The sequence below is a fragment of the Prevotella sp. oral taxon 306 str. F0472 genome, assembly GCF_000257925.1.
GTDB classification, from domain to species: domain Bacteria; phylum Bacteroidota; class Bacteroidia; order Bacteroidales; family Bacteroidaceae; genus Prevotella; species Prevotella vespertina.
Window position 1 is genome coordinate 48,879 of sequence record NZ_AJIN01000035.1, and the last position, 24,709, is coordinate 73,587.

The following is a 24,709-nucleotide window of genomic DNA, read 5'->3' on the forward strand; positions in this document are numbered from 1 at the left end:
TGTCTTGTTTTGGATTGATTCTATGGATTACTATTGAGGTGAGTTGGGCTATTTAAAGAGCGTTAAGAACCTGCTCTTTTATCTGCTCTAGCTCATCTTTCATCTTAACGACAATGTTTTGCATCTCGGCTTGGTTGCTCTTAGAACCAGTCGTATTGATTTCGCGTCCCATCTCTTGTGCGATAAAGCCTAGCTTCTTTCCTACACCATGACCACTCTCTGCCATTGTCTCACGGAAGTACTTCAAGTGGTTAGTTAAGCGTTGTTTCTCCTCACTAATATCAAGTTTTTCGATGTAGTAGATGAGTTCCTGCTCTAGACGATTCTTATCGTAATCAACCTCGGGGATCTGCTTTAAGCCATCAATAATCTTATCTTTAATCTTTGGAACACGGCTCTTCTCGAAGGGTTCTATGCTCTTTAAGAGGGCAGAGATATTATCGATTTTCTCTGTAAACTTCTTTTGTAACGCAGCTCCCTCTTGTGTTCTGAAGTCAATGAGCTTGTTGATAGCCTCGTTAATGGCTTCCTTTGCAGCCTCCCATTCAGCCTCGTCAAGTTCCTCAACATCAATCTTTGCAGTCACATCAGGCATTCGGAGCAAGGTGGTGAACCAATCGTTAGGTTCTGGTATACCAGTCTTCTCTGCGATAGTCTTTATTTGTTTATAATAGTTCTCGACGAGAGCTGCATTGATTGGAGTCGCATCAACAATGGTTTCCTTCTCTACCCAGAGAGAGAAATCAACCTTTCCTCGTTCTAACTTCTGTGCAAGTAAACGACGAATCTCCATCTCTTTCTCTCGGTAGAGTGGGGCAATGCGTGTAGAAAGATCAAGTGACTTGCTATTAAGAGACTTAACCTCTACATTGATTTTCTTTTCCTTGTAGGTTACAACAGACTTACCGTAACCTGTCATTGATAGTATCATTAGTTTTCAAGTTAAATTTCTGCAAATGTACAAATAATGCGGGAAAAAAGAGTATATTTGCATGTTTTTAGAACATAATTATATTTTATGTCTTGTATATTAAGCATTGATACGAGCACAAATGTGTGCTCTGTTGCAGTAAGTCAGGATGGGACTTGTATCTTTGATAAGGTAGATAATAGTGGTCCCAATCATGCCGAGAAGTTAGGAACATTCGTTGATGAGGCCTTAGCCTTTGTTGATAGCCACGAGTTAACGCTCGATGCTGTGGCTGTTAGCTGTGGTCCAGGTTCATATACAGGCTTGCGTATAGGTGTATCCATGGCAAAGGGCATTTGTTATGGACGTAATATAAAATTGTTGGCAGTGCCAACTTTGGAATTACTAGCTGTTCCTATTCTTTTACATCATGAGTCAATAGAAGAGGAAGCATTGCTTGTTCCGATGATTGATGCACGACGTATGGAGGTTTATTCTGCCGTTTATGACCGTAGCTTAAAGGCTGTTCGTGCGATTCAAGCTGATGTGGTTGATGGTGATACATACAAAGAGTTCCTTGATAAAGGACCAGTTTATTTCTTTGGGGATGGTGCAGAGAAGTGCATGGAAGTTATCAATCATCCTAATGCCCATTTGATTAAGAATATCGAACCAGTGGCTAAGAACATGTTCCCGTTAGCAGAGAAACGAATGGCAGAAGGTAAGTTTGAGGATGTAGCTTACTTCGTTCCATTCTATTTGAAAGACTTTGTTGCTAAACAGGCAAAGCCTCTGTTGTAATTAATAGATTATGATTGTTGATGAGGAAGGGCTTTATGTTCCATCCTCAGAGTTCAAAAGTTCAAACCTCAAAGATGAATATTGAAGGATTAGATTATAATACCCAACGAGAGAGACTCATGCTTCCGCAATACGGACGAGAGATTCAAGATATGGTTGATTATGCGGTTAGTTTGCCTACAAAGGAGGAACGGCAGCATTGTGCGGAGACCATCATTTCTATCATGGATAGGATGAATCCACAGAGTCGGGGGAATGTTGACCACATGGATAAGCTGTGGGATCACTTGGCATTGATGTCTAATTTTAAGTTAGATATTGATTATCCTTGTGACGTATCACAGGCATTGAAGATAGCAACGAAGCCTGAACCAATGTCTTACTCAACATCGAGGATACCTATTCGGCATTATGGTAAGTTACTTTTCGAGGCTTTTGACAAGTTGAAGACAATGGAGCCTGGTGCAGAGCGAGATGCTTTCGTTCGTTCAATTGCTAACCAGATGAAACGGAGTCTGGTACAATGGGGACATGGATCAAGCGATGATGAGAAGGTGGCTTCAGACCTTGCGCGTTTTACGAATGGTCAGATACAACTTGATCTGGACTCTTTTAAGTTTGATAAAATAAATGAGAGGGAGCTTGCTCAGCCTCGTAATAAGAAGAGAAGATAGTACATGGAGTCTTTTATTATAGAAGGTGGACATCGCTTAAGTGGTACGATTACGCCACAAGGTGCTAAGAATGAGGCATTGGAAGTGATATGTGCAACATTGTTAACAACCGAAGAGGTAATCATTTACAATGTACCTGATATCCTAGATGTCAATAACTTGATTAAGTTGTTACAGGATATTGGCGTAAAGGTAAAGAAGCGTGCCCCGAATGAGTATTCATTCCAGGCTGATGAGGTAAACTTAGACTATTTGGAGAGTGTGGACTTCGTTAAGAAGTGTTCGTCATTGCGTGGTAGTGTGTTAATGATCGGTCCTTTGTTAGGTCGCTTTGGTAAAGCTACGATTGCAAAACCAGGTGGTGACAAGATTGGAAGACGCCGTTTAGATACTCACTTCCTAGGCTTTAAGAATTTGGGTGCGCGTTTCGTTCGATTGGAAGATCGTGATGTATATGAGATACAGGCCGATAAGTTAGTTGGACAGTACATGCTTTTGGATGAGGCTTCCATAACTGGTACGGCTAATATCATTATGGCGGCAGTCATGGCGGAAGGCACTACAACGATTTATAATGCAGCTTGTGAGCCTTACATCCAACAGCTTTGTAAGATGTTGAATGCTATGGGTGCGATGATTACGGGCATAGGAAGTAACTTGCTAACCATCGAAGGTGTGCAGAAGTTGTCAGCAACCGAACACCATATACTACCCGATATGATTGAGGTCGGCTCATTTATCGGTATGGCTGCAATGATTGGTGATGGCGTTCGTATAAAGGATGTTTCTATCCAGAACCTCGGTTTGATTCTCGATACATTCCATCGATTGGGTGTACAGATAATAGTGGATGGTGACGATCTTATCATCCCACGTCAAGATCATTATGTGATAGATTCTTTCATTGACGGAACGATTATGACCATCAGTGATGCACCATGGCCAGGCTTGACACCAGACCTTATCTCTGTGTTACTTGTTGTCGCAACGCAGGCACAAGGTAGTGTTCTCTTCCATCAGAAGATGTTTGAAAGTCGATTGTTCTTCGTGGATAAGCTCATTGATATGGGTGCGCAGATTATTCTTTGCGACCCTCATCGTGCTGTGGTAGTCGGTCATGACCATGCTAAGATATTACGTGCTGGGCGCATGTCAAGTCCTGATATTCGTGCAGGTATCGCTTTGTTGATAGCTGCTCTATCAGCACAAGGAACAAGCCGAATCGATAATATTGCTCAAATCGATCGTGGTTATGAGAATATAGAAGAGCGACTAAATGCGTTGGGGGCAAAGATTCGCAGAGCAGAAATCTGTTAGCTTTGTCGTATCTGGAATCGCTCTTTGAGAGTGCAGGTGGTAGATTTTAGATAAATAAGGTCTACCATTTTCTGCAAAAGGGTAGACGGTTTTCCACAAAAAGGTCTACCTTTTCGGGCAAAAAGGTCTACCCTTTTTCATAAAAAGGTCAACCCTTTTATAGAACACACCATTTGGTATTGAAGTAAGCTATAGTTTTATCAGCATTGCTGGTATATGATAAAGAGATGATAAAGAAGGAAGAAGTCTATAAGATAGGGCGCATAGGGAAACCTCATGGCGTACACGGAGAGTTGCAACTGCAGTTCTCCGATGACGTTTTTGATGCTGTTGATGCCGATTACTTAGTATTGGATATTGATGGAATACTTGTTCCTTTCTTTATGGAAGAGTATCGTTTCCGTTCGGATGAGATAGCACTTATGAAATTCTGTGATATTGATACGGAGGCACAAGCACGTGAGCTTACGGGTTGTGATGTGTTCTTTCCGCGCAAGTTGGCGGCAGAACGAACCGAAGATGTGTCTTGGGCGCAGATTGTGGGCTACTCATTAATAGACGAGCAAACAAAGAGAACCATCGGAAAGATTACTGCCGTTGATGAGACAACAGTAAATACGCTCTTCGAAGTGGTAACGTCTGAGGGGAATGATGTTCTAATACCTGCAAGCAACGACTTAATCGTTAAGGCTGATACCATAGGTCAGACGATAACCATGCGCATTCCTGCTGGACTGCTCGACCTATAACTCATCGTATAAAGGAAATACAAATGAAACAACAAATCTGTATATTAGGTTCCACTGGTAGCATAGGTACACAGGCACTTGATGTCATTAGTCAGCATCCCGACCTCTATGAGGCTTATGCGCTAACAGCTAACAAGCGTTGGAAAGAACTGGCTGACCAAGCCCGCAGGTTCCATCCATCTGCTGTGGTCATAGCCGATGAGAACTATTACGAATCACTGTCTTCTGCGCTATCCGATATACCCGATATAAAGGTATATGCTGGTGCGAAAGCATTGGAAGAAATCGTCGAGTCGCCATCTATTGATATGGTACTTACAGCGATGGTAGGCTACTCGGGACTAGCTCCAACTATACATGCTATCAAGGCAAAGAAGAAGATTTGCCTGGCTAATAAGGAGACCTTAGTTGTGGCGGGAGAGCTTATCTTGCAGCTCGCACAGCAATATCACACACCCATCTTACCAGTGGACAGCGAACATAGTGCTATCTTCCAAAGTCTGGTAGGAGAAGATAATAACGAGGTAGAGAAGATACTTCTCACCTGTTCAGGAGGTCCTTTCCGCACCTTCACGCACGAACAGTTGAAGTCTGTCACAGCCGCTGACGCACTTAAACATCCCACGTGGGAGATGGGAGCAAAGATTACCATAGACTCCGCCTCGTTGATGAATAAGGGTTTTGAAGTGATAGAAGCTAAGTGGCTCTTTGGCGTTCCTGCAGATAAAATCCAGGTATTGATACATCCGCAATCGATAGTCCATAGTGCTGTACAATTCGTGGATGGCGGTGTGAAGGCACAATTAGGAGTGCCCGACATGCGCCTTCCTATACAATATGCCTTCTCATTCCCTAAGCGATTGCCGCTCAATGGCGACCGTTTGAATCTCTTCTCTCATTCCTTAGAGTTCTTCGAACCCGATGTGGAGAAGTTTAAGTGTTTAGCGATGGCGTATGAGGCTATTAATAAAGGTGGCAATATGCCGTGTATCGTTAATGCCGCCAATGAGATTGTCAATGCTGGGTTCCGTCAAGGTGCGTGCTCATTCCTTGCTATGGGCGACATCATCGAACAGACGATGCAGCGTGTAGCCTTTGATAAGAATCCTGATTACGATATCTATGTGCAAACAGACGCTGAGGCGCGTCGTGTGGCACAATCAATTATGAACAATAAATAATGGTTATATAACAATGGAAACATTTCTAATCAGATTGCTTCAGTTCGTTCTGGCAATCTCTTTACTTGTCTTGCTACATGAAGGCGGACATATGTTCTTTGCGAAACTCTTTGGAGTTCGTGTGGAGAAGTTCTTTGTATTCTTCGATGTGAACATCGGTAAGTGGTCAGGTAAACTCTTCAGTTGGAAGCCGAAGAAGGACGATACCGAATATGGCATGGGCTGGTTGCCCCTGGGAGGATACTGTAAGATATCGGGAATGATAGATGAGAGCCTCGATAGGGAACAGATGAAGAAGGAACCACAGCCATGGGAGTTCCGTACTAAACCAGCATGGCAACGACTCTTAATAATGATTGGTGGCGTGTTAGTCAACTTCGTCCTCGCATTATTCATCTATTCGATGATTATGTTCACATGGGGAGACAGCTACTTCAAGGTATCTGATATGACCATGGGAATGCGTTTCAATGCTGATGCAAAGGCTTTGGGATTCAAAGACCATGACGTTATGTTGGGTACTGACCAAGGTTCTTTCCGGGAGTTCGCTAATGTCAATGGCGATTTCTTCCGCCAGATTGCACAGGCAAAGCGTGTTGATGTGCTGCGTAATGGTAAGAAACAGAGCATTAAGTTACCAGGAGATATGGATATGTTATCCATGATTAAGACCCGTCCTTACTTCGTTGAGCCATTTATTCCAGCACAAGTTGATAGTGTTATGAGCGGTTCCCCAGCCGCTAAAGCAGGTATGAAGGCAGGCGATGTTATCAAGTCTATCAATGGAAAAGCTGTTGAGACGTGGTCAGACATGAATTATCAGACAGGCGTCTTAGATGATGTTATGGCGGTGAAGAACACCCATAAGGATTCACTTGCAGCTCGCTCCGTTGTCTTAACGGTGCAGCATAAGGGCGCAACAAAGCTCGATACCATGCGAATGGTTATGACTCCCGACTTGAAACTGGGCGTTTACCAGTCGAGCTTAGCCTCTTTCTATAAGCCAGTGCAGGTTCAATATAGTTTCCTTGAGAGCTTCCCCGCTGGTGCAAAGCATGGTTGGAACGTTCTACGAGGCTATGTCGGCAACTTCCGTTACCTTGCTTCAGCAGATGGAGCAAAGAGTATTGGTGGCTTCGGCTCGATAGGTAGCCTCTTCCCTCCTTATTGGGACTGGTATATGTTCTGGTCGATGACAGCCTTCTTGAGCATTATTCTAGCCTTTATGAACATCCTTCCTATCCCTGCGTTAGATGGTGGTCACGTGGTATTCTTGCTTTATGAGATGATTACACGTCGCAAGCCATCAGAGAAGTTTATGGTTTGGGCAGAGTATGCTGGTATAACGATTCTCATTATATTAATGGTGTTTGCCAACCTTAATGACATCCTTCGCTGGCTGCATGTGATGTAATAATGCCCCCACAAGTCCCTCTGAACGGAGGGTATATGCCTAACGGAAGCTAGTTAGGACTGCGAGATGTATCAAGAGCTTAGGTGTTGCTTAACTCTTGATACATCTCTTTTTATGTGTATTATCCTAGTGTTAGAATCGTCACTCCTATGTCTTATTCGATTGTATCATGCGTCTTGTGTCTTTTAAATCCGTATCTTGTATTCGTTTCACCATGGTGAAACGAATTTCTCACCATGGTGATAATATTGTGTCACCATGGTGACGTTTATGTTTCACCATGGTGAAACTAACTTGATATACGTGTGTGAGCGATGTTATATAATAGGTGTTCGTGTTTAGAAGTGCTATGTCGTGTTATTGTGAAGCGCATATATACAAACAAGGAAACGCCCTTCTCGATATGAGAAGGGCGTTTCCTTGTATTAATGAGAGCCTCTCTTCGTGTTAAGGAGAGCCTCCTTTCGTCCGCAAATAGTTATATTTGTTCCCCTCGCCATTTGTAGAGAGGGTGGGGGTGAGGCACCTTATAACTTACTCTCAACCCACTTACGTGCATTGACGAAGGCCTCAATCCATGGAGTTATCTCGTCTTTGCGACGCTCACGAGGATAGTAAGCCTGTTGCCAAGGGAATATAGATCGCTCCAAGTGAGGCATCATTGCGAGGTGACGACCGTCCTGTGAGCAGATTCCTGCGACGTTATAATCAGAGCCGTTAGGGTTGCCTGGATACTCTGCATAGTTGTATTTCGCAACAATGTTGTACTTGTCTTCTGCCTCTGGGAGATAGAAGCGTCCCTCTCCGTGTGCTACCCATATACCGAGTTTATCACCACTTAATGAACCAAACATTACACTATTGTTCTGTGGGATGGCTACATTGAGGAAGGTGCTCTCGAACTTCTTACTTGTATTATGGCATAGATGTGCACGGTGCTTGTGCTCTGGATTGATGAGATTCAGTTCCACCATCAACTGACAACCATTGCAGATACCGAGTGAAAGGGTATCCTCACGTGCATAGAAGCGGTCGAGTGCTTGCTTAGCCTTTGGGTTATAGAGGAATGCACCAGCCCATCCCTTAGCAGAACCGAGCACGTCAGAGTTGGAGAAACCGCCGCAGAAGACTATCATATTCACCTCTTCCAACGTCTCACGACCGCTGATAAGGTCGGTCATAGTGACATCTTTCACCTCGAAACCAGCTAAGTAAAGTGCATAAGCCATTTCTCTTTCACCATTAGTACCCTTTTCACGGATAATAGCAGCCTTTGGCGTTGCATGGTTCGTGGCAGGTTCTGATGACTTCCATCGGTCAGCATCCAATCCATATTGCTTGAGCGTACCAGTGAAGTCAGCGTTGAATTTCATTTCTATAGGCTGCTTCTTATAGTTCGTGTAACGCTTCTTCGCCATACCATTCATGCTCTGCTTACGATCGAGCAAGTAAGAGGTCTTATACCATGTGTCACGTAGAGCATCAATATCGAGTTCTACCTTCCATTCGCCATCAGCTATGTTAAGTACACGTTGATTGATTCGTGGAGCACCGATACATGCGAATCCAATGCAATTCTCCTGTAAGAATGCTTGTACATCGTCCTTATGCTCATCCGCAACCTGTATTACTACACCTGGATTCTCAGCGAACAACTTCTTGATAACATCATTGCCTTGGATGTTCTGAAGGTCAATATGCAATCCACCTTCTGTATTGGCAAAGGTCATCTCAAGTAGGGTTGTAATCAAACCACCAGCCGAGATATCATGTCCAGCGAGTATCCATCCACGGCGGATAAGCTCTTGAATGGCATCGAAACAGTCACAGAAGTATTGCGGCTCTTTGATAGTTGGAACGTCACTACCTATCTTCCCGAGACTTTGGGCGAATGCGGAACCTCCTAAACGTTGCTCATCAAAGCTGAAGTCGATATGATAGATGTGGCTCTTCTCATCGTTCACAAGTACAGGAGAAACCACCTGACGAACATCACTCACCTCGCCACCGCTCGTCACGATGACGGTTCCTGGAGAGATAATCTTGTCTCCATTAGGATATTGCTGGGTCAGAGAAAGAGAGTCCTTACCTGTTGGAACGTTCACACCGATAGCACAACAGAAGTCTGATAAAGCCTTAACCGCACTGTAAAGACGTGCATCCTCACCCTTCTGTGAGCGACAAGGCCACATCCAGTTGGCTGAAAGGCTCAAGCTATCCATGCCGTCTGCCAATGGTGCCCACACGATGTTGGTCAACGACTCGGCTACTGAAAGAACAGAGCCTGCCTCTGGTGAAGCGAGTCCTGCCTGCGGAGCGTGACCGAGTGCGGTTGCAATACCCTTATGACCACGATAGTCTAAGGCTACAACACCACAGTCAGAGAGTGGCAACTGAATCTCACCCTGACACTGCTGACGGGCTACCTTACCTGTAACAGAGCGGTCAACCTTATTAGTCAACCAGTCCTTACATGCCACAGCTTCCAACTGAAGCACACGCTGGAGGTATTCCTCCACCTTATTTATACTATAAGAAACATTCTCATATTTGCGTTCAACGGTCTCATCCTTCATGATTGTCTTTGGAGAATGACCGAACATCTGAGCTACGTCTAAGTCGAATGGCTTTACACCATCGCCTTGTACGAATGAGAAGTGGGCGTCACCTGTTGTCTCACCAACAACATACATTGGAGCACGTTCACGTTCGGCAATCTTCTTCACGTGGTCAAGATGCTTCTCGTCGATGAGCAAGCCCATGCGTTCCTGTGACTCGTTAGCAATGATTTCCTTGGCACTCAGTGTCTTATCACCGATTGGTAACTGTGTCATATCAATCTTACCACCACATTCTTCTACTAACTCACTAAGACAATTTAAGTGTCCTGCAGAACCATGGTCGTGGATGGAAACAACTGGGTTGTTGTCTTCTTCTACCAATGCACGTACAAGGTTATAGGCACGTTTCTGCATCTCTGGGTTAGCACGCTGTATGGCATTCAACTCAATACCATTTGAATAACGACCCGTATCAACTGATGATACAGAACCACCACCAAGTCCGATGCGGTAGTTATCGCCACCGACAACAACTACCTTGTTACCAGCCTGTGGTTCACCCTTCAGACAGTCGCGCTTGGTACCATAACCAACGCCACCTGCAAGCATAATTACCTTATCGTAAGCATACTTCTCACCATTCTCTTGATGTTCGAATGTGAGTAGTGAACCAGTAATTAATGGCTGACCAAACTTGTTACCGAAATCGCTCGCACCATTAGATGCCTTGATAAGAATCTGCTCTGGAGTTTGATAGAGCCATTGACGGACAGGAAGGATGTCTTCCCAATCACGTAAGGCTGGAGTTGTACCGTCATCTTCTGTCAGACGAGGGTAAGCGGTCATATAGACTGCTGTTCCTGCGATAGGCCATGAACCAACGCCACCGCCCATACGGTCGCGAATCTCACCACCCGTACCTGTTGCTGCTCCATTGAATGGCTCAACGGTAGTTGGGAAGTTGTGGGTCTCGGCTTTCAGAGAGATAACACTCTCGATAGGCTTTACTCGGAAATAGTCGGATGTACTCTGGTTTGCTGGCGCAAACTGTTCAACCTCTGGACCTTGTGCGAAAGCTACGTTGTCTTTATAGGCTGAAAGAATCTTACCTGGATTCTCTTTTGTAGTCTTCTTGATGAGGCTGAAGAGACTGCTCTCCATCACCTTACCATCAATGACGAACTCTCCTCCGAAAATCTTATGGCGGCAATGCTCAGAGTTAATCTGTGCGAAACCGAAGATTTCAGAGTCGGTGAGTGGTCGACCGTTCTGCTTCTCAATCTTGTGGAGATATTCCATCTCCTCTGGTGAGAGTGCCAAACCTTCTTCTTCGTTGAACTTCTCTAAGTCCTCCACACGCTTGATAGGCTCTGGCTCGTGGTTGACAGTGAAGATAGTCTGGTCCAGACCATCATACATACGTTGCAACATCGGGTCATAATCAGCCTCTTTGCTGCTTACAGGGAAGTACTCCTCTATACGCAAAATGCCGTCAAGACTCATGTTTTGAGTAATCTCGACGGCATTCGTACTCCAAGGAGTAATCATCTCACGGCGTGGTCCCACATAGAAGCCCTGCAGTGTCTGTTCGTTCTGCAAGTAGGTGGCATCGCCATAGAGCCAACAAAGTTCGTTGATTTCCGTGTCGGACAATGCATGATTGACTTCTGTGGCAATCACGCTTTTGGACTGAGTTCTGAAGAAAAGAATCATAGTCTGTATATAAAATTTGGTGTTACTTCTGTTTGCAAAGATACGAATTACTTTGGATATATGGTAGCTTGTTGTGGCTTTTTTGGTGTATGGAACGATGTTAGCGAGTGTTTTTTATCTTCTTGCACTTATCTTCTATGGGCTTTGATGACGAAGGGGTTATTTTTCTTGAATATGAGTTTTTCATCAGCGGAGATAGTAAGTGGAATTGGAGATAAGCTTATAGGCTGACAAAGAGATACTCTTTTAATCTGAAAAGGTGCTCTTTATGACTCAAGAAGATGCCCTTTTACGCGGTAACTAATCAACGAAAATGAAGAGAAATCGAAGTTGGCGTAAACTAATTGATAATGAGGAAGAAACAGAACGATTTGCATAGAAGTGCTCTTTTCAAAAAGGGAGGAATATGCAGATTTAGGCAAAAGTTCAGTTACCAAAGCATTACCTGATTTTGAGATAGGTAACATGGAGTAATGTCGGTAACGAATTATTTTCCTCGTGTGCTTTGCTTGGTCGGCAGTTTTCTGCATAATGAGGAACGCTTTAATTCGGGTAACTTTGCCCATAAAAATTAAAGCGTATGAAACAAGAGAAAATGAAGATGTTGCTCTACCTCAAAAAGAGCGGTCTTGACAAGTCGGGCAAGGCTCCGATTATGGGACGTATCACACTTGGAAGGAATGTTGCCCAGTTCAGTTGTAAACTCTCCTGCAATCCAGAGTTGTGGAATCCCCGTGAGAGTAGAATGGACGGAAAGAGTCGTGAGGCAGTAGAGATAAACGGCAGGTTGGAGAGTTTGCTGTTGTCCGTTCAGTCGGCTTATCAATCTCTGCTATCCAAAGGTTACCCATTTGATGCAGCCGATGTAAAAGAGCTGTTTCAAGGCAGCGTACAGACACGATGTATGCTTATCGAACGATTGGACATCCTCATCAGGGAGAAGAAAGAACATATTGGAATTGACATTAAGAGAGAAACAATTTCCAATTACTATACTACCCGTAATAATCTTCGGACATTTATCGAAGACAAGTACAAGGTGGAAGATTTGTCTTTCTCGCAACTTACAGAAAATTTCATTTATGATTTCAGGGACTACTACTTGAGCAAATTAGGGTTTCAGGAAAGTAGTTTCTATGCAGTTGCATCCCAAATAAAGACCGTATGCAGGTTGGCATACCGTGAAGGATTGGCTGACACCTTATTATTTGCTAATGTAAAGATAGCAAGAGGTGATAAGAAACTCCCAAAGGCACTTGACAGACGTTCACTTGACAAACTAATGAATACCCACTTTGGAGAGTTGGAGGAAGAAATGGAAACAGCAAGGGATTTGTTTGTTTTTGCCTGTCATACAGGTGCAGCCTATTGTGATTTAATGGGATTAAGTAAGACACATCTTGTCCGTGATGATGAGGAAAATCTTTGGATGAAGTTCAATAGGCAGAAGACAGGTGTACTTTGCCGTATTAAGTTGTTGCCCGAAGCGATTAGGATAATAGAGAAGTATCGAAGCGAAGAAAGGGAAAGACTGCTGCCACAGATGAAGTATGCCACCTATCAGTCGCATCTTAAAGGATTGCGCCTTAGAGAGGGTATAGCCTTTCCCTTTACCACGCATACGGCAAGACACACCTTTGCCACGCTCATTACGCTTGAGCAAGGAGTTCCTATTGAAACAGTGAGCAAGATGCTCGGACATAGCAACGTAAGTATGACCGAGCGTTATGCAAAGGTTACACCCCAAAAACTCTTTGAGGAATTTGACCGCTTCCTTTCTTTCACAGAAGATTTACGTTTAACCATTTAACCAAGATTTTTTATGAGAAGTACATTCAAGATATTGTTTTACATCAACAGACAGAAAATAAAGGCAGACGGCAAGACCGCCATTCTCTGCCGTATCACCATAGACGGAAAGAACACAGCCATTACCACAGGCGAAGAGTGCCAGCCCTCCGAGTGGAACTCCAAACAGGGTTTGACAACCAATAGGAAGACCAACCAAAGAATCAATGAGTTCAGGGAATTGATAGAAAAAACCTATCGGGACATACTGACGAGGGAAGGAGTGGTAAGTGTGGAACTTATCAAGAACCGTTTGCAAGGCATTGCCACTAACCCCACCACGCTCCTTGCAATGAGCAAGGCAGAACTGCAATCCGTCAAGGAGAGTGTTGGCAAATCAAGGGCAGAAGGGACTTATCTGAACCTTTACTATTCTAATAGAAATCTCCGAGAATTTATCGAAAACAAAGGAGTACAAGACATATCTATCGCCACCATTACGGAGAGTTTGTTGAGGAATACCGCTTCTTCTAAAAGCGTGGGCTGAAAGCATCGACTGTCAATACCAATCTCTGTTGGCTGAGCCGACTGATGTTTCGTGCGGTGAGCAGGAGGATTATCCGCTGCAATCCGCTTGATAAGCCAAGTATGAGAAGGAGAAAAGAAGATACGCTTCTGCAAAAGGGATGTAATGAAACTTATGGCAATAGATGAATGACAAGGAAGCAGAGTTGGCAAGACTGATGTTCATCTTTTCCTGCTTCACAGGCTTGGCTATCTCAGATATGGAAAATTTGAAATACAAGCATATCCAAACGGCAGCGGATGGACAGATGTATATACGCAAAGAGCGTCAGAAGACAAAGGTTGAGTTTATCGTTCCGTTACATCCCATAGCGGAAGCCATCATCAACTATTGTAGGAAAGAGCAGGCAAGAAACGAAGAACAGCAGACGGTGAAAGAAAAAGGCGACAGCCTTGTCTTTCAACCTCATCGCAGCCGTAGCGTGATGGGCAAGAACCTGAGCATCGTGGATAAGGCTTGCGGTATCCGTCAAAGACTTTCGTACCACATGGCAAGACATACGTTTGGCACGATGTGTCTAAGCGCAGGTATTCCTATTGAGAGCATAGCCAAGATGATGGGGCATGCCTCCATATCAAGCACGCAGATTTATGCGCAGGTAACGGACAACAAGATTTCAAAGGATATGGACAGGCTTATAGCCAAACAATCAGCAAAGGATAAAGAAACTATGGAGAGAGAGGCCTTTGAACTTTTGGATACATCAATCTGTAAAATGGAAGAAACGGCATGAATACGAACTATAAACAAAGAACAATGACTAGCACGGACAATCATCGCAGTTACTTTGATTGGGGGAGTGATATGGAGATTATCCGAAAAGGAAACGGAGACATTGCTATGACGGAGGGAGAGCTTGTGAGGTTCTTCGGTGTAGCATGGAGAAAACTCAACCATAGGCTGCAAACGATAATAAAAACCTCCGACCTGTATCCCGATGAGAGGGTTGCAGGTGAGGAGGAAGTCATAATTAACGGACAACTCAAAGGTTATGCACCGCTCTATCCGCTTCCTGTCATCATCGTCTTGTCCTTTCTGTTAGACAGCACAGAAGCGCATTTGTTCAGGAAGTATCTCTGTGAGAGGTTGCAGAAACCTGCATCCGTGATAAACCTGATATTTCTGCTCGGTAACACGAATAACTAACTATTTGTATTGATTTCCTTTTTCTTTCACCGATTATATCTTACTACATAACTACAATAAGGAGTAAGATGGTGAAAGAGAAAGTTTTGTGGCGTCGTTAGTAAGAGAAATCTCCAGTTACTACTTAAAAACTACATACTACTTTTATTAGTAATCTTTCTTTAAGACATACTGTTTGCATTATATTTCTATCTTTACTAAATGATATTCCGAAATTGAATGGAAATGATAAATCCAAATTAAAAACACTTCAAAGAATTTTGGAATATGAGAAATACTCGTTATTTTTGCAAAAATAACCGACTTAATGTATGTTAATAAGTAATAAAGAAAAAAAGGTTGTTGATATTCTTAGGTGCTATATAGATGAAGCTGACACTGGTACGTTGTTCTTTAACAATAGCTTCCCAGAATACAACGACGAGTATGTTGGCAAAGTCTTATCAGATTTTGTCCGACAGAGATTGTTATTAAGATTATCTCGTGGTATATACCTGAAAGCGAAGAAAACCAAATTCGGTATAGTTTATCCTACTACTGAGGAGATTGCTCGTGCGATTGCAGAAAGAGACAATGCGGAGATTCTCCCGACAGGAGGTACGGCGTTGAATATGCTCGGACTGTCAGAACAAGTGACTATGTCTCCCGTTTTTCTTACCAGTGGGTCTGCAAGAAAAATCAAATGTGGCAATAGGACTATCACTTTCAAAAGGGGAGTACCTAAGAACTTTGCCTTGAAAGGACAGGTTACTCGACTTTTGGTACAAGCAATGAAGGCTATTGGAGAACGAAACTATAATAATGAGTGGGAAAGCGCAATTAGTGTAATACTAAGTAGATATCCAGAGGATAAAACCATGACTGATGATCTAAAGGTCATGCCTACATGGATAAGACGAATCATTATAAAGATTTTAAATAGCAAGCATGAGTAGTTGGCAAAATCATAGTAATGACGAACGCATAGCAATGATACAGTCGGTCGCCCTGAAACATAATATCGAAGATAATGCCGTAGAGAAAGATTGGTGGGTAACAGTAGTTCTCAAGGCATTGTTCAATACGTCGTGTGGGAAATGGCTTCTTTTCAAGGGGGGAACTTCGTTGAGTAAAGGATGGAATCTCATCAATCGATTCAGTGAAGATATAGACATTTCCATTGGCAGGAACTTCTTTGAGGACGTCCTTAACTTGCCATTTGCAAAGTGCGAGAACAACAATCAGGTGAAGAAACTAAGAAAAACATCACGGGATTATATTCATGGGACTCTCTCTGCAGAACTGGATGCAGAACTCCTTAAAATGGGAGTTAAAGGGTATACTATAATGAATGAAGCGGTGACAGGGGAACCTCCAAGGCCTATAGACCATGATAGCGACCCGACTATAATATTCGTCAATTATGAGAGCATTTTGCCATCCATTATGAGACTTATTGATGCGAGAGTTAAAATAGAAATCAGTTGTCTGTCTATGTCAGAGCCCTATGAACAATGTGAAATTCACTCTCTTATCTTCGATAAGTTCCCTGAAGAGGATGATGAAATGACCGCATCAATTAAGACTGTAACGCCATCAAGGACATTCTTGGAAAAGGCATTGCTACTTAGTGAAGAACTTCAAAAGAAGGAACCGAGATCCCTACGTATGTCTCGACATCTTTACGATTTGGATAGATTGATGGATACAGAGTTTGCTCAGAAAGCATTGAATGATGGTAAACTTTATAAGGCGATTGTAGAACATCGTCGCCGGTTCTATCATTTGGGATATGTGGACTATGATAAAGACTATCCCGCTAAGATTGATTTTATCCCCCAAGATGAAGTAATGAATGCTTATCGTCTTGATTACGAGTCAAATATGGTAGATAGCTATATATACGGTAAAGCAAAATCCTTTGATGAGTTGATGAATAGAATGGAGAAATTACTTATAGATTTCAGGCGGATTGTAATTTCTTAGAGCAAGATCTATTTATGGTTTGTTATAGATTTTGCGATACGACATGAAGGGTTTTCCATAAAAAGGTTGACAATTATCTCTTGTAGATAACGAGCCGACCATTAAAAAGAGGTCTTTAATCATAGATTTTTAATATTTTTCCAAGTTTCTCAAAAAAAGTTTCTAAATCCGTGCAGTCTTTTAAGCAAAACATGCTCCTTTTAATAAAAAGGTATGGTATATCTATGAAAATAGATGTTAATATAGACGCATGTAAACAGGGAGAACGTGAGGCTCTCGGAAATTTATATAAGGCATATTCTGACAGATTAAAGAGAATATGCCTGCACTATGTGGAAGATGAAAGTACGGCAGAAGATATTTTGCACGATGCTTTTATCATCATTTTTACCTCTATTAATTCGCTGAAGGACAACTCAAAATTGGAAGGATGGATGATAACGATTGTGAGAAACCTTTCGTTGAGATTCCTACAAAGTACAGAAAAAAGTAATATTCTTTTATCCAGTCTGGGGAAAGATGTGTTGAGCGAAGAAGACGATAAAGAAAAGAATATAGAGCTGGAGTTGTTGCTGTCAGCGATAGAACTGTTACCAGAGGGGAACCGAGAAATATTCAAACTCTCAGTGTTGGACGGTCTTTCACATAAGGAAATAGGGGATCTGCTTGGTATCAATCCACACAGTTCTTCTTCGCAGTTGGCTCGGGCAAAGAAAATGCTGCGTGTCATATTGATTAAGTATTGGATGCTGTTCTTGCTTCCCATCCTGATACCTGTCTATATCTATTTCGTAACGAGGGACAAGTTCGTTGACACATCTGATAATAGATCAACGGCTTTAGATACTCATCATAACTTTCCAAAACGAGTTCAACAAAATGGAGCTACTTCTCAAAAGAATGGGCAGCCAAGGTATTCTATACCTTCAAGTGCTACTGAAAATGATAGGCATGTTTTGGCAGAAAAGACTCTTTCTACTGAAGATATTTCATCACGAATAATAACAGATAGTATAGAATCCAGACAGCAGATTGTATCATTTCATGAGGATTCCTTGCAGAATTATCTTGCTAAAATTAGAGTAAGTATAGACGACTCAGTGCTTCACATTCCACAAATTTCGGAAGATAAAATATTGGCATCGAATGAAAGTATGAAGGTCGATGTAAATCATAAGAAGAAATATACGTGGAAAATTAACTTTGGTTATTCCTCAAATACATCGGGTAATACAATATCTAACTTCAATTATCTGTCAGTTATCGATTATGCAAATGGTGGTGTAGCTGCTAAAATTTATTCCTGGAGAGATTATATCGACTATCTTGATCGCAATCGTATGCTGATGGATTCAATAGAGAATGCAAGGCTACGCCAACAGGCTGTCAACCAGTTTATCTCGGCCGACCAAAGCGTAGCGGAAAAAGTACATCATTATCGTCCTCAAACCTATAGCCTGTCACTCAACAAACAGTTGAGTCCGCGATGGATTTTTGGTACAGGATTAATCTACACAAGATTGAAGTCTGAATTTGAGAATCCTTTCAATGATGCAAAATTGAAAAGAACGCAAAAAATAGATTATATAGGTATACCATTGCACATGACCTATCAAGTGTGGAATAAAGGGAGGCTGAATACTTATGTCACAGGAGGAGTAACTTTTGAAATGCCAATTCACAGTTCTCTTACCAAAGAGTTTGTCATCACGTCGGATTCCTCGTTCACCATGAGGGGGACTATCCACCCGCGTTATCAATGGTCTGTGAATGTCGGCTTAGGAGTACAATACCAGATTTTCAAACCTTTCAGTTTTTATCTGGAGCCTGGGCTTTCCTACTACTTTAAAAATGGAAGTGGTATTCAAACATACAGAACTGAACATCCGTTTATGTTCAGCATACCTTTTGGGTTAAGATTAACATGGTAATCATCAAATAAATATAGTATATGAGTCACTTGAATTTAACAAAAAGTCTATTGGCATTTAGCCTGCTGGGTACCATAACAGCGTGTTCATCAGAAAGCACTGTTATCGGAAATGTCAAAGTATCAAATGTCGTTACCTCTGATTGCAAGACGTCCGTATCCAAGAAAGATACTCGCCCCGAGTATCTTACGGATTTTTACAGTACAAAAACGACATTGAGTATGCTTATGGGAAATGACAATACGGTTACAGCTCAGTTTCTTGACGTGATGGATAATTGTACAATTGGCCAATTGAACGTGGATATTACTTGTGTAGAAAACAAAATCATAATCATTCTCTACCCAGACCGTGACATGCTCACTGATTGTGTCTGCCTGTATGATGTGAACTTCAAAATCAGAGATTTATTTCCCGGAAATTATCAGTTAGAAATATTTCAGACAACCACGAACAAGCAGACGAACTCATCCAACAGAATCTATCATGGTACGGTGACTTTGGATTCCAATAAGGTAGTGAGGCTGGCCATGACCTGTTAGGGGAGCCTCAGAGATAATAAAACTAAGACGGTGCGTATATGATTACGCACCGTCTTTTGCATAGATAAGTCTGTAGTATTCCAAAAATATTTTGGAAAAATGAGCAGTCATTTGCATGGATTGGTATCTTTTATTTTGACGGACATGCAGAGCCGTTTCAGATTGTTTAACCAATTAACAGATACATCAATGCAAGCAAGACACTTGGATAGGAAAACATATTTTGAGGATTCTGCCATCACTTCTTCCCTTTTCTACCTGCCATACATCAGGAAGTTTCATCCGATAACTTCATGCAGCAAAATATTGGAAATTGGGTGTGGCGAGGGAGGAAATCTGAAACCTTTTGCAAATATTGGCTGCCGAGTCTTTGGTGTAGACATGGCACAGATACGAATAGAGCAGGCACGTCAATTCTTTTCAGAAGAAAAATTGAAAGGTCATTTTGAAAGTGTCGACTTCCTTGAATATCCGACTCCAAGTGAAGATGATAAGTTCGATATAGCAATCTTGCATGATGTTATTGAACATGTGCCCGACAAAATTGCATTCTTAAGCCATATTCGCAAGTTTCTAAAAGAAGATGGCATCTTGTTCGTGGCTTTTCCTGCATGGCAGATGCCTTTTGGTGGACATCAGCAAATATGTCGCAATAAGACATGGTCTAAAGTTCCGTACTTCCATCTCCTTCCGAATCCGCTGTATCGTTTTATCCTGAATAGGCTGGCAGGAGAAGAAGAGTCGATGGTAAGTGAACTTATATCGATAAAGAAGACCAAATGTCCGATTGAACGATTTGAGAAAGTAGTTAAGGCAACAGGTTTATCTGTATGCAATCGTCAGCTATGGCTTATCAATCCTCACTATCAGCAGAAATTCGGATTACGGCCTCGAAAACTTTGTCGGGGCATCTCCTATATTCCCTTTTTCAGGAATTTCTGTTCTACTTCTTGTTTTTATTTGTTGAAACTTGGATAGTTTTTCTAAAAAAACGTGCAACAGAATAGGATGAGTTTTTTCGCAATACTCAGTAAGCATGGAAAACTGATAGAATAGTAAAGGAAAAATCATATTTCTTCATGGAAGTATGTTCTATCTAATTTTTAGCCCTTTTTGATTAGTGCAAATATGATGTTCGTTTTAAGATGAGTAAATTGCCTTCTGGTAATTATAAACTAAAGGTGTACTATGCTAACCCAAATATGAAATATGATGAATCTAATATTGCATATAATGGACAAGTAAATATTGTTTAGAATAGAAAAGTCTCTGTAAAATTCAATCCAGAAGTAGGTTTACCTGAGAATTAAAAATGTAGGTGGCTATTCAAAATATGGCACTTGGGCTGGTATATATCAGGTCAAGTGCCATGTAGTATTGTCAATATGCCATCTTCATCTTATCTTTTTCCCTATAGTTATTTTTTAGTATCCTCTCTATTTCTGACTCCTTATAGAGTATCTTCCCTGCAAACTGCGTGTAGGGAATAATCTTCCTGTCCCGATAGTCCTGCAGGGTGCGGGGACTGATATACAGCCTCTCGCATACTTCTTTACCTGTGAGGAAGTGCTCACCGCCAAAGAGCGGCTTGTGTGTCTGTGCCACTTCCTTAATTCTCTTGCTTACTCCGCTGATAGCGGACAGCACCACCTGCATATCATCCGCTTCCATGTTCAAGTCCTTTACTGATTCCATAATACCCTTGTCTTATTTGTTATTCTTTATTCTGTCTGTTTTCGATTTCTCCGATTTGGTTTGGAGCAATAGCTCCACATCCTCACGCCTGTAATAGCACTTATGCCCGATTTGCGAGAAAGGTAGTACACCTGTATCCCGATAGTGCTGCAAGGTGCGCTTGCTGATGTTCAGCAGTCGGCACACATCGCCGTTGTGCAGCCAATCCGTGTGTCTGCTCTGTTCCCCGAATGCCTTGTGGCAGGTCTCGGCAAGACTGAGTATCTCGTTCTTCAACCTTGCCCAATTTGAATCCGTAATGATAAAATATCCCATAGTTTTATTGTTATTTTGTTTGTAATTTCTTATTGTTTTGCGTCTTACCGCACATTTCAGCCTGCAAAAGTAGGATGTGTTTTCCATACCTCAAAGCAACAGGGAAGAGCAGGGAAATATAGGGAACTTGAAGGAAAAGACAACATATCTTATCGGTTGCCTTTTTCGCATTATTCTTTGATTTCTTCTTTCACTGTTTATCCTATATGAAGGATAATCCCAATCGGCGCAAAATACAGCAAACATAGGCAATACACACATTTCTGTCTTTAGCTGTAGCTATCATTCCCAACTCTGTTTTCCACAAAAATCCCATTTTCTTGTCCTGCCACGACAAAATATACATGTGAACTTTATAGCAGACAGACGCAACATTATGCAAGCACTCCCTGAATGCTTGGAACTTACTCATTCTCTTGATAACTTCACTCTCAGAAACCAAACCAAGCATATAATGAAAACAAGCGCAGATAAAGGCAAATTGGAGGGTGGGTACAGCACACTCAGACCGAGAAAGGCTTCCTCCAAGAACTCAGAGATAGAAGCCTATCTCTCCACTCACTACGAGTTCAGATACAACACGGTATTGGGACGAACCGAATACCGCAGAATGAATAGCAGCGATTTCACAAAGGTGGGTCGCTATGAAATCAACACGCTCCGCAGAGAGATAGACAACGACATCGGGATAATAACCTCATCGGATAATCTATACTCTATCATCGAGAGCAGTTTTTCTCCACGTATCAATCCCATACAGGAGTATTTCAAGGCATTGCCATTGGTGGATATAGGCTGTGATGAAGGTAATAGTAATATCTCCTCTCTTTCACTGAAAGCCATTCCCGACTTGGCAAATTGCGTGGTCGTGCGCAACTCCGACAAATGGCTGCCGTACCTCACCAAATGGCTCGTGGCAGTGGTTTCCAACGCAATGGACGACCGTGAATGCCGTAACCATACCTGCCTTGTACTGACAGGAGAACAAAGCAAGTTCAAGACCACCTTTCTTGATTTACTTTGTCCGTCAGCCCTTAACGGCTACAGCTATACTGGAAAAATATATCCGCAGGAGAAAGACACGCTTACCTATATCGGTCATAACCTTATCGTAAACATTGACGACCAGCTCAAAGCCCTCAATAAGCGTGACGAGAACGAGCTGAAGAACCTCATCACCTACCCGATGGTCAAATACCGTATGCCCTACGACAAGTATGTGGAGGAACACCCACACTTGGCGAGTTTTGTAGCATCGGTAAACGGCAATGATTTTTTGACAGACCCGACAGGAAGCAGACGATTTCTGCCCTTTGAGGTGCTTGCCATTGATATTGAACGAGCTAAAGGTATTTCTATGGATGCAGTCTATACCGAAGCGAAAGCCTTGTTAAACGCTGGCTTCCGATATTGGTTCAATGATGACGAGATAGCGGAGCTATACAGGGAGAGTGAGGAATTCCAAGTGCAGACCGCTGAAATGGAACTCCTGTTGCGCTGCTTTGAGAAACCAACGGAGGAAAATCCTCATTGTGCTTATATGACCACTACTGAAATACTCGCTTATTTAGGTGTTTATACGCATCAACCTTTGACACTCAAACGTATGGGCGAAGCACTCAAAAGGGCTGTCTTTGAAAAGGTAAGCAAGAGGCGTGAAGGTTGTAGTCCTATCTATGTGTATAAGATTAGGAAAATCCATCCTTGCCCACTGTTAAATAGTTGTAGTAGTTTGATGTAGTAGCGTATGTGGTATAGTTGTTTACTACAACTCATACCTGAATGTCAATCACTTACAATCAAAATATATGTAGTAAGATGAAAGTGAAAAAAGTTTTTAGGGGAAAAACTTTAGGAAACGAAAAAGCATCAATGAAGTTTGCCCTATCAGTATAATCAAAATATAATCCGATATAAAAATCAGAATGGAAAAATGTTCAACCAATAAAACAATACGACAATGAAAGAAGAAGATTTATCACGCATCAAGCGATACTCTATTGTGGAGTACCTTGAGAGGAAAGGTATCAAACAGTGCACAGGACACCTGCCTATGCTCTCTACCGTTCACCATTTCGTGAAGACACGCATCCAAGTTTCAAGGTAGATATAGAGAAGAACCTCTGGATAGATTATGCCGATGGCAGGGGCGGAAGTCTTATCGACCTTTATATGCGGTTAGAGGGCTGCACATTATCGGAAACCATCCGTCAATTGGGGCGGAACGCTCCCGATTATACTGCTTGCAGTTCTCAAAAGGCAGACAGGGCAATGAAAAGAAGTGGCAAACCTATGGCATCCGCAAGTGGGGCAAGAAGACTGACAGGTATATCAGACACCTTGCCACCCCACTTGCAGAAATATCTCACGGAAGAACGCTGCATCAACATAGAAAAGGCTATGCCCTTTCTGCGTTGTATCAGCTATGAGGTAGGAGGTCGCCATTACCAAGCTATCGGCTTTGCCAATCAATCAGGAGGTTATGAACTTCGGGATAGCGGCTCTTTCAAGGGAACGATAGCCCCGAAGGACATTACTCCGATATTCACGGATAGAACGGAGCCAGTATGTATCTTTGAAGGCTTCATGGACTTCCTCTCCTTCCTTTCAATGAAAGAAGAGATTACCAACCACTGCCTTGTGATGAACTCCGTGAGCAACGTGGCAAGGACTATCCGCTATTTGAATGACCGACACCTCACCCATATCCGTGCCTTCCTTGACAATGACGAAGCAGGACGGAGGGCTGTTCAAGATTTCATAAAGGCAGGCTTCCATGTTGAGGATATGAACATACATTACAAAGACTTCAAGGATCTCAACGAATATCATGTCAGCCGTGTCCGTGAGCAGCAGAAACGGAAAGCGCAGAAACAGACACACATATCAATTACAGGACAAAATAAGAAATCAAAACAAGTTAAACTTAAAATGAAATAGAAATGGAAAAGAAAACTATGATGAGCGACAAAGACCTTTCATGGTTCTTGGGTGTGGAAGATGAAACAGAGAACGAATCTACTTCACAAGAAGCGACTGCGGTTCCTGAAAGAGAAAGATCAACAAGCAAGCAGGACACAGAGAATACCATGCACTCCGAGCCTGCACGGAATGCTGAGAACGTAACCGTTCAGAAACGCATCAGTGCCAAGATGAGAAAGAAAACACTCGAAGCCTACAAGCAAGCCTATCTTGTACCGACTAAGTTAAACAACCGTAAGGCTGTCTATCTGAGCAGGGAGACACAGGAGCGTGCCGACTTCATTGTGCGTAGATTAGGCGACAGAGGCAGCAACCTTTCAAGCTTCGTGGAGAACATCGTGCGTCAGCATCTGGAGGATTATGGTGAAGACATAGAGAAATGGAGAAGACTGTAAGCCGTAAGAAAAGGTAGACGGTTTTCTGGAAAAAGGTCTACCCT

Annotated in this window: 18 protein-coding genes and 2 pseudogenes; 16 read left to right on the top strand and 4 right to left on the bottom strand. The window is 42.5% G+C overall.

Going from position 1 to position 24,709, the window contains the following annotated elements; translation table 11 throughout:
• Positions 1-52 precede the first annotated feature (52 nt).
• Positions 53-931, bottom strand: coding sequence for a YicC/YloC family endoribonuclease (locus tag HMPREF9969_RS05055; RefSeq protein ID WP_009434781.1), 879 nt, complete (start codon positions 929-931; stop codon positions 53-55).
• A gap of 87 nt (positions 932-1,018) precedes the next feature.
• Between HMPREF9969_RS05055 and tsaB the strand changes: the two genes are divergently transcribed.
• The 6 genes from tsaB (at position 1,019) to rseP (ending at position 7,046) form a co-directional block, all read left to right on the top strand.
• Positions 1,019-1,711: a tRNA (adenosine(37)-N6)-threonylcarbamoyltransferase complex dimerization subunit type 1 TsaB gene (gene tsaB, locus HMPREF9969_RS05060; protein ID WP_009434776.1), complete on the top strand. Its 693-nt coding sequence runs from the start codon at positions 1,019-1,021 to the stop codon at positions 1,709-1,711.
• 74 nt (positions 1,712-1,785) lie between these two features.
• Positions 1,786-2,385, top strand: coding sequence for a DUF4290 domain-containing protein (locus HMPREF9969_RS05065; protein WP_036895130.1), 600 nt, complete (start codon positions 1,786-1,788; stop codon positions 2,383-2,385).
• A 3-nt stretch (positions 2,386-2,388) separates the two neighbouring features.
• Positions 2,389-3,702: a UDP-N-acetylglucosamine 1-carboxyvinyltransferase gene (murA, locus tag HMPREF9969_RS05070; RefSeq protein WP_009434746.1), complete on the top strand. Its 1,314-nt coding sequence runs from the start codon at positions 2,389-2,391 to the stop codon at positions 3,700-3,702.
• Positions 3,703-3,929: 227 nt separating this feature from the next.
• Complete coding sequence (rimM, locus tag HMPREF9969_RS05075; protein WP_009434771.1) at positions 3,930-4,451, top strand: ribosome maturation factor RimM; 522 nt, start codon at positions 3,930-3,932, stop codon at positions 4,449-4,451.
• A 23-nt stretch (positions 4,452-4,474) separates the two neighbouring features.
• The gene (locus HMPREF9969_RS05080) at positions 4,475-5,632 is read left to right on the top strand and encodes a 1-deoxy-D-xylulose-5-phosphate reductoisomerase (protein WP_009434777.1); all 1,158 of its coding nucleotides are present in this window, start codon (positions 4,475-4,477) and stop codon (positions 5,630-5,632) included.
• A 13-nt stretch (positions 5,633-5,645) separates the two neighbouring features.
• Positions 5,646-7,046, top strand: a complete 1,401-nt coding sequence (gene rseP / locus HMPREF9969_RS05085; protein ID WP_004382777.1) for an RIP metalloprotease RseP — start codon at positions 5,646-5,648, stop codon at positions 7,044-7,046.
• 527 nt (positions 7,047-7,573) lie between these two features.
• On the opposite strand, the gene purL is transcribed toward rseP, so the two are convergent.
• Positions 7,574-11,320, bottom strand: a complete 3,747-nt coding sequence (gene purL, locus HMPREF9969_RS05090) for a phosphoribosylformylglycinamidine synthase (RefSeq protein WP_036895103.1) — start codon at positions 11,318-11,320, stop codon at positions 7,574-7,576.
• A 580-nt stretch (positions 11,321-11,900) separates the two neighbouring features.
• On the opposite strand from purL, the gene HMPREF9969_RS05095 reads away from it, so the two are divergent.
• The 7 genes and pseudogenes from HMPREF9969_RS05095 to HMPREF9969_RS05130 all read left to right on the top strand — a co-directional run bounded on the left by HMPREF9969_RS05095 (position 11,901) and on the right by HMPREF9969_RS05130 (position 20,256).
• A complete protein-coding gene (locus HMPREF9969_RS05095) occupies positions 11,901-13,130 on the top strand; it encodes a site-specific integrase (RefSeq protein ID WP_009434774.1) in 1,230 nt (409 codons plus the stop codon).
• Positions 13,131-13,142: 12 nt separating this feature from the next.
• A pseudogene (locus HMPREF9969_RS05100) lies at positions 13,143-14,427 on the top strand (tyrosine-type recombinase/integrase).
• Positions 14,424-14,840 carry a hypothetical protein gene (locus tag HMPREF9969_RS05105; RefSeq protein ID WP_036895110.1) on the top strand — a complete coding sequence of 139 codons (417 nt, stop codon included), beginning with the start codon at positions 14,424-14,426 and terminating at the stop codon, positions 14,838-14,840. Before HMPREF9969_RS05100 ends, HMPREF9969_RS05105 begins: the two are co-directional and overlap by 4 nt.
• 311 nt (positions 14,841-15,151) lie before the next feature.
• Positions 15,152-15,775: a DUF6088 family protein gene (locus HMPREF9969_RS05110; RefSeq protein ID WP_009434756.1), complete on the top strand. Its 624-nt coding sequence runs from the start codon at positions 15,152-15,154 to the stop codon at positions 15,773-15,775.
• Entirely contained in the window at positions 15,768-16,805 is a 1,038-nt protein-coding gene (locus tag HMPREF9969_RS05115) for a nucleotidyl transferase AbiEii/AbiGii toxin family protein (RefSeq protein WP_009434763.1), read from the top strand. The genes HMPREF9969_RS05110 and HMPREF9969_RS05115 overlap by 8 nt, the downstream gene beginning before the upstream one ends.
• 224 nt (positions 16,806-17,029) lie before the next feature.
• The gene (locus tag HMPREF9969_RS05120) at positions 17,030-18,736 is read left to right on the top strand and encodes a sigma-70 family RNA polymerase sigma factor (RefSeq protein WP_036895111.1); all 1,707 of its coding nucleotides are present in this window, start codon (positions 17,030-17,032) and stop codon (positions 18,734-18,736) included.
• A gap of 731 nt (positions 18,737-19,467) precedes the next feature.
• On the top strand, positions 19,468-20,256 hold the full coding sequence (locus HMPREF9969_RS05130) for a class I SAM-dependent methyltransferase (protein WP_036895116.1): 789 nt from the start codon (positions 19,468-19,470) through the stop codon (positions 20,254-20,256).
• A 402-nt stretch (positions 20,257-20,658) separates the two neighbouring features.
• Here the strand turns inward: HMPREF9969_RS05130 and HMPREF9969_RS05140 are convergent, their stop codons facing one another.
• Positions 20,659-20,973: a helix-turn-helix domain-containing protein gene (locus tag HMPREF9969_RS05140; protein WP_009434762.1), complete on the bottom strand. Its 315-nt coding sequence runs from the start codon at positions 20,971-20,973 to the stop codon at positions 20,659-20,661.
• A 12-nt stretch (positions 20,974-20,985) separates the two neighbouring features.
• Positions 20,986-21,288, bottom strand: coding sequence for a helix-turn-helix domain-containing protein (locus tag HMPREF9969_RS05145; RefSeq protein ID WP_009434767.1), 303 nt, complete (start codon positions 21,286-21,288; stop codon positions 20,986-20,988).
• Between the two features lie 376 nt (positions 21,289-21,664).
• Here HMPREF9969_RS05145 and HMPREF9969_RS05150 point away from each other — a divergent pair, with 376 nt between their 5' ends.
• The 3 genes and pseudogenes from HMPREF9969_RS05150 (at position 21,665) to HMPREF9969_RS05160 (ending at position 24,665) form a co-directional block, all read left to right on the top strand.
• Positions 21,665-23,029 (top strand): VapE domain-containing protein, encoded by a 1,365-nt coding sequence (locus tag HMPREF9969_RS05150; RefSeq protein ID WP_036895117.1) that lies wholly within the window; start codon positions 21,665-21,667, stop codon positions 23,027-23,029.
• Between the two features lie 219 nt (positions 23,030-23,248).
• Positions 23,249-24,228, top strand: a pseudogene (locus tag HMPREF9969_RS05155) (toprim domain-containing protein).
• A 2-nt stretch (positions 24,229-24,230) separates the two neighbouring features.
• The gene (locus HMPREF9969_RS05160) at positions 24,231-24,665 is read left to right on the top strand and encodes a DUF3408 domain-containing protein (RefSeq protein WP_036895123.1); all 435 of its coding nucleotides are present in this window, start codon (positions 24,231-24,233) and stop codon (positions 24,663-24,665) included.
• Positions 24,666-24,709 lie beyond the last annotated feature (44 nt).

What these genes read in the sequence shown, in the direction of transcription:
- HMPREF9969_RS05055 (WP_009434781.1), bottom strand. Translation starts at nt 931, where the DNA reads ATGATACTATCAATGACAGGTTACGGTAAGTCTGTTGTAACCTACAAG.
- tsaB (WP_009434776.1), top strand. Translation starts at nt 1,019, where the DNA reads ATGTCTTGTATATTAAGCATTGATACGAGCACAAATGTGTGCTCTGTT.
- HMPREF9969_RS05065 (WP_036895130.1), top strand. Translation starts at nt 1,786, where the DNA reads ATGAATATTGAAGGATTAGATTATAATACCCAACGAGAGAGACTCATG.
- murA (WP_009434746.1), top strand. Translation starts at nt 2,389, where the DNA reads ATGGAGTCTTTTATTATAGAAGGTGGACATCGCTTAAGTGGTACGATT.
- rimM (WP_009434771.1), top strand. Translation starts at nt 3,930, where the DNA reads ATGATAAAGAAGGAAGAAGTCTATAAGATAGGGCGCATAGGGAAACCT.
- HMPREF9969_RS05080 (WP_009434777.1), top strand. Translation starts at nt 4,475, where the DNA reads ATGAAACAACAAATCTGTATATTAGGTTCCACTGGTAGCATAGGTACA.
- rseP (WP_004382777.1), top strand. Translation starts at nt 5,646, where the DNA reads ATGGAAACATTTCTAATCAGATTGCTTCAGTTCGTTCTGGCAATCTCT.
- purL (WP_036895103.1), bottom strand. Translation starts at nt 11,320, where the DNA reads ATGATTCTTTTCTTCAGAACTCAGTCCAAAAGCGTGATTGCCACAGAA.
- HMPREF9969_RS05095 (WP_009434774.1), top strand. Translation starts at nt 11,901, where the DNA reads ATGAAACAAGAGAAAATGAAGATGTTGCTCTACCTCAAAAAGAGCGGT.
- HMPREF9969_RS05105 (WP_036895110.1), top strand. Translation starts at nt 14,424, where the DNA reads ATGAATACGAACTATAAACAAAGAACAATGACTAGCACGGACAATCAT.
- HMPREF9969_RS05110 (WP_009434756.1), top strand. Translation starts at nt 15,152, where the DNA reads ATGTTAATAAGTAATAAAGAAAAAAAGGTTGTTGATATTCTTAGGTGC.
- HMPREF9969_RS05115 (WP_009434763.1), top strand. Translation starts at nt 15,768, where the DNA reads ATGAGTAGTTGGCAAAATCATAGTAATGACGAACGCATAGCAATGATA.
- HMPREF9969_RS05120 (WP_036895111.1), top strand. Translation starts at nt 17,030, where the DNA reads ATGAAAATAGATGTTAATATAGACGCATGTAAACAGGGAGAACGTGAG.
- HMPREF9969_RS05130 (WP_036895116.1), top strand. Translation starts at nt 19,468, where the DNA reads ATGCAAGCAAGACACTTGGATAGGAAAACATATTTTGAGGATTCTGCC.
- HMPREF9969_RS05140 (WP_009434762.1), bottom strand. Translation starts at nt 20,973, where the DNA reads ATGGAATCAGTAAAGGACTTGAACATGGAAGCGGATGATATGCAGGTG.
- HMPREF9969_RS05145 (WP_009434767.1), bottom strand. Translation starts at nt 21,288, where the DNA reads ATGGGATATTTTATCATTACGGATTCAAATTGGGCAAGGTTGAAGAAC.
- HMPREF9969_RS05150 (WP_036895117.1), top strand. Translation starts at nt 21,665, where the DNA reads ATGCAAGCACTCCCTGAATGCTTGGAACTTACTCATTCTCTTGATAAC.
- HMPREF9969_RS05160 (WP_036895123.1), top strand. Translation starts at nt 24,231, where the DNA reads ATGGAAAAGAAAACTATGATGAGCGACAAAGACCTTTCATGGTTCTTG.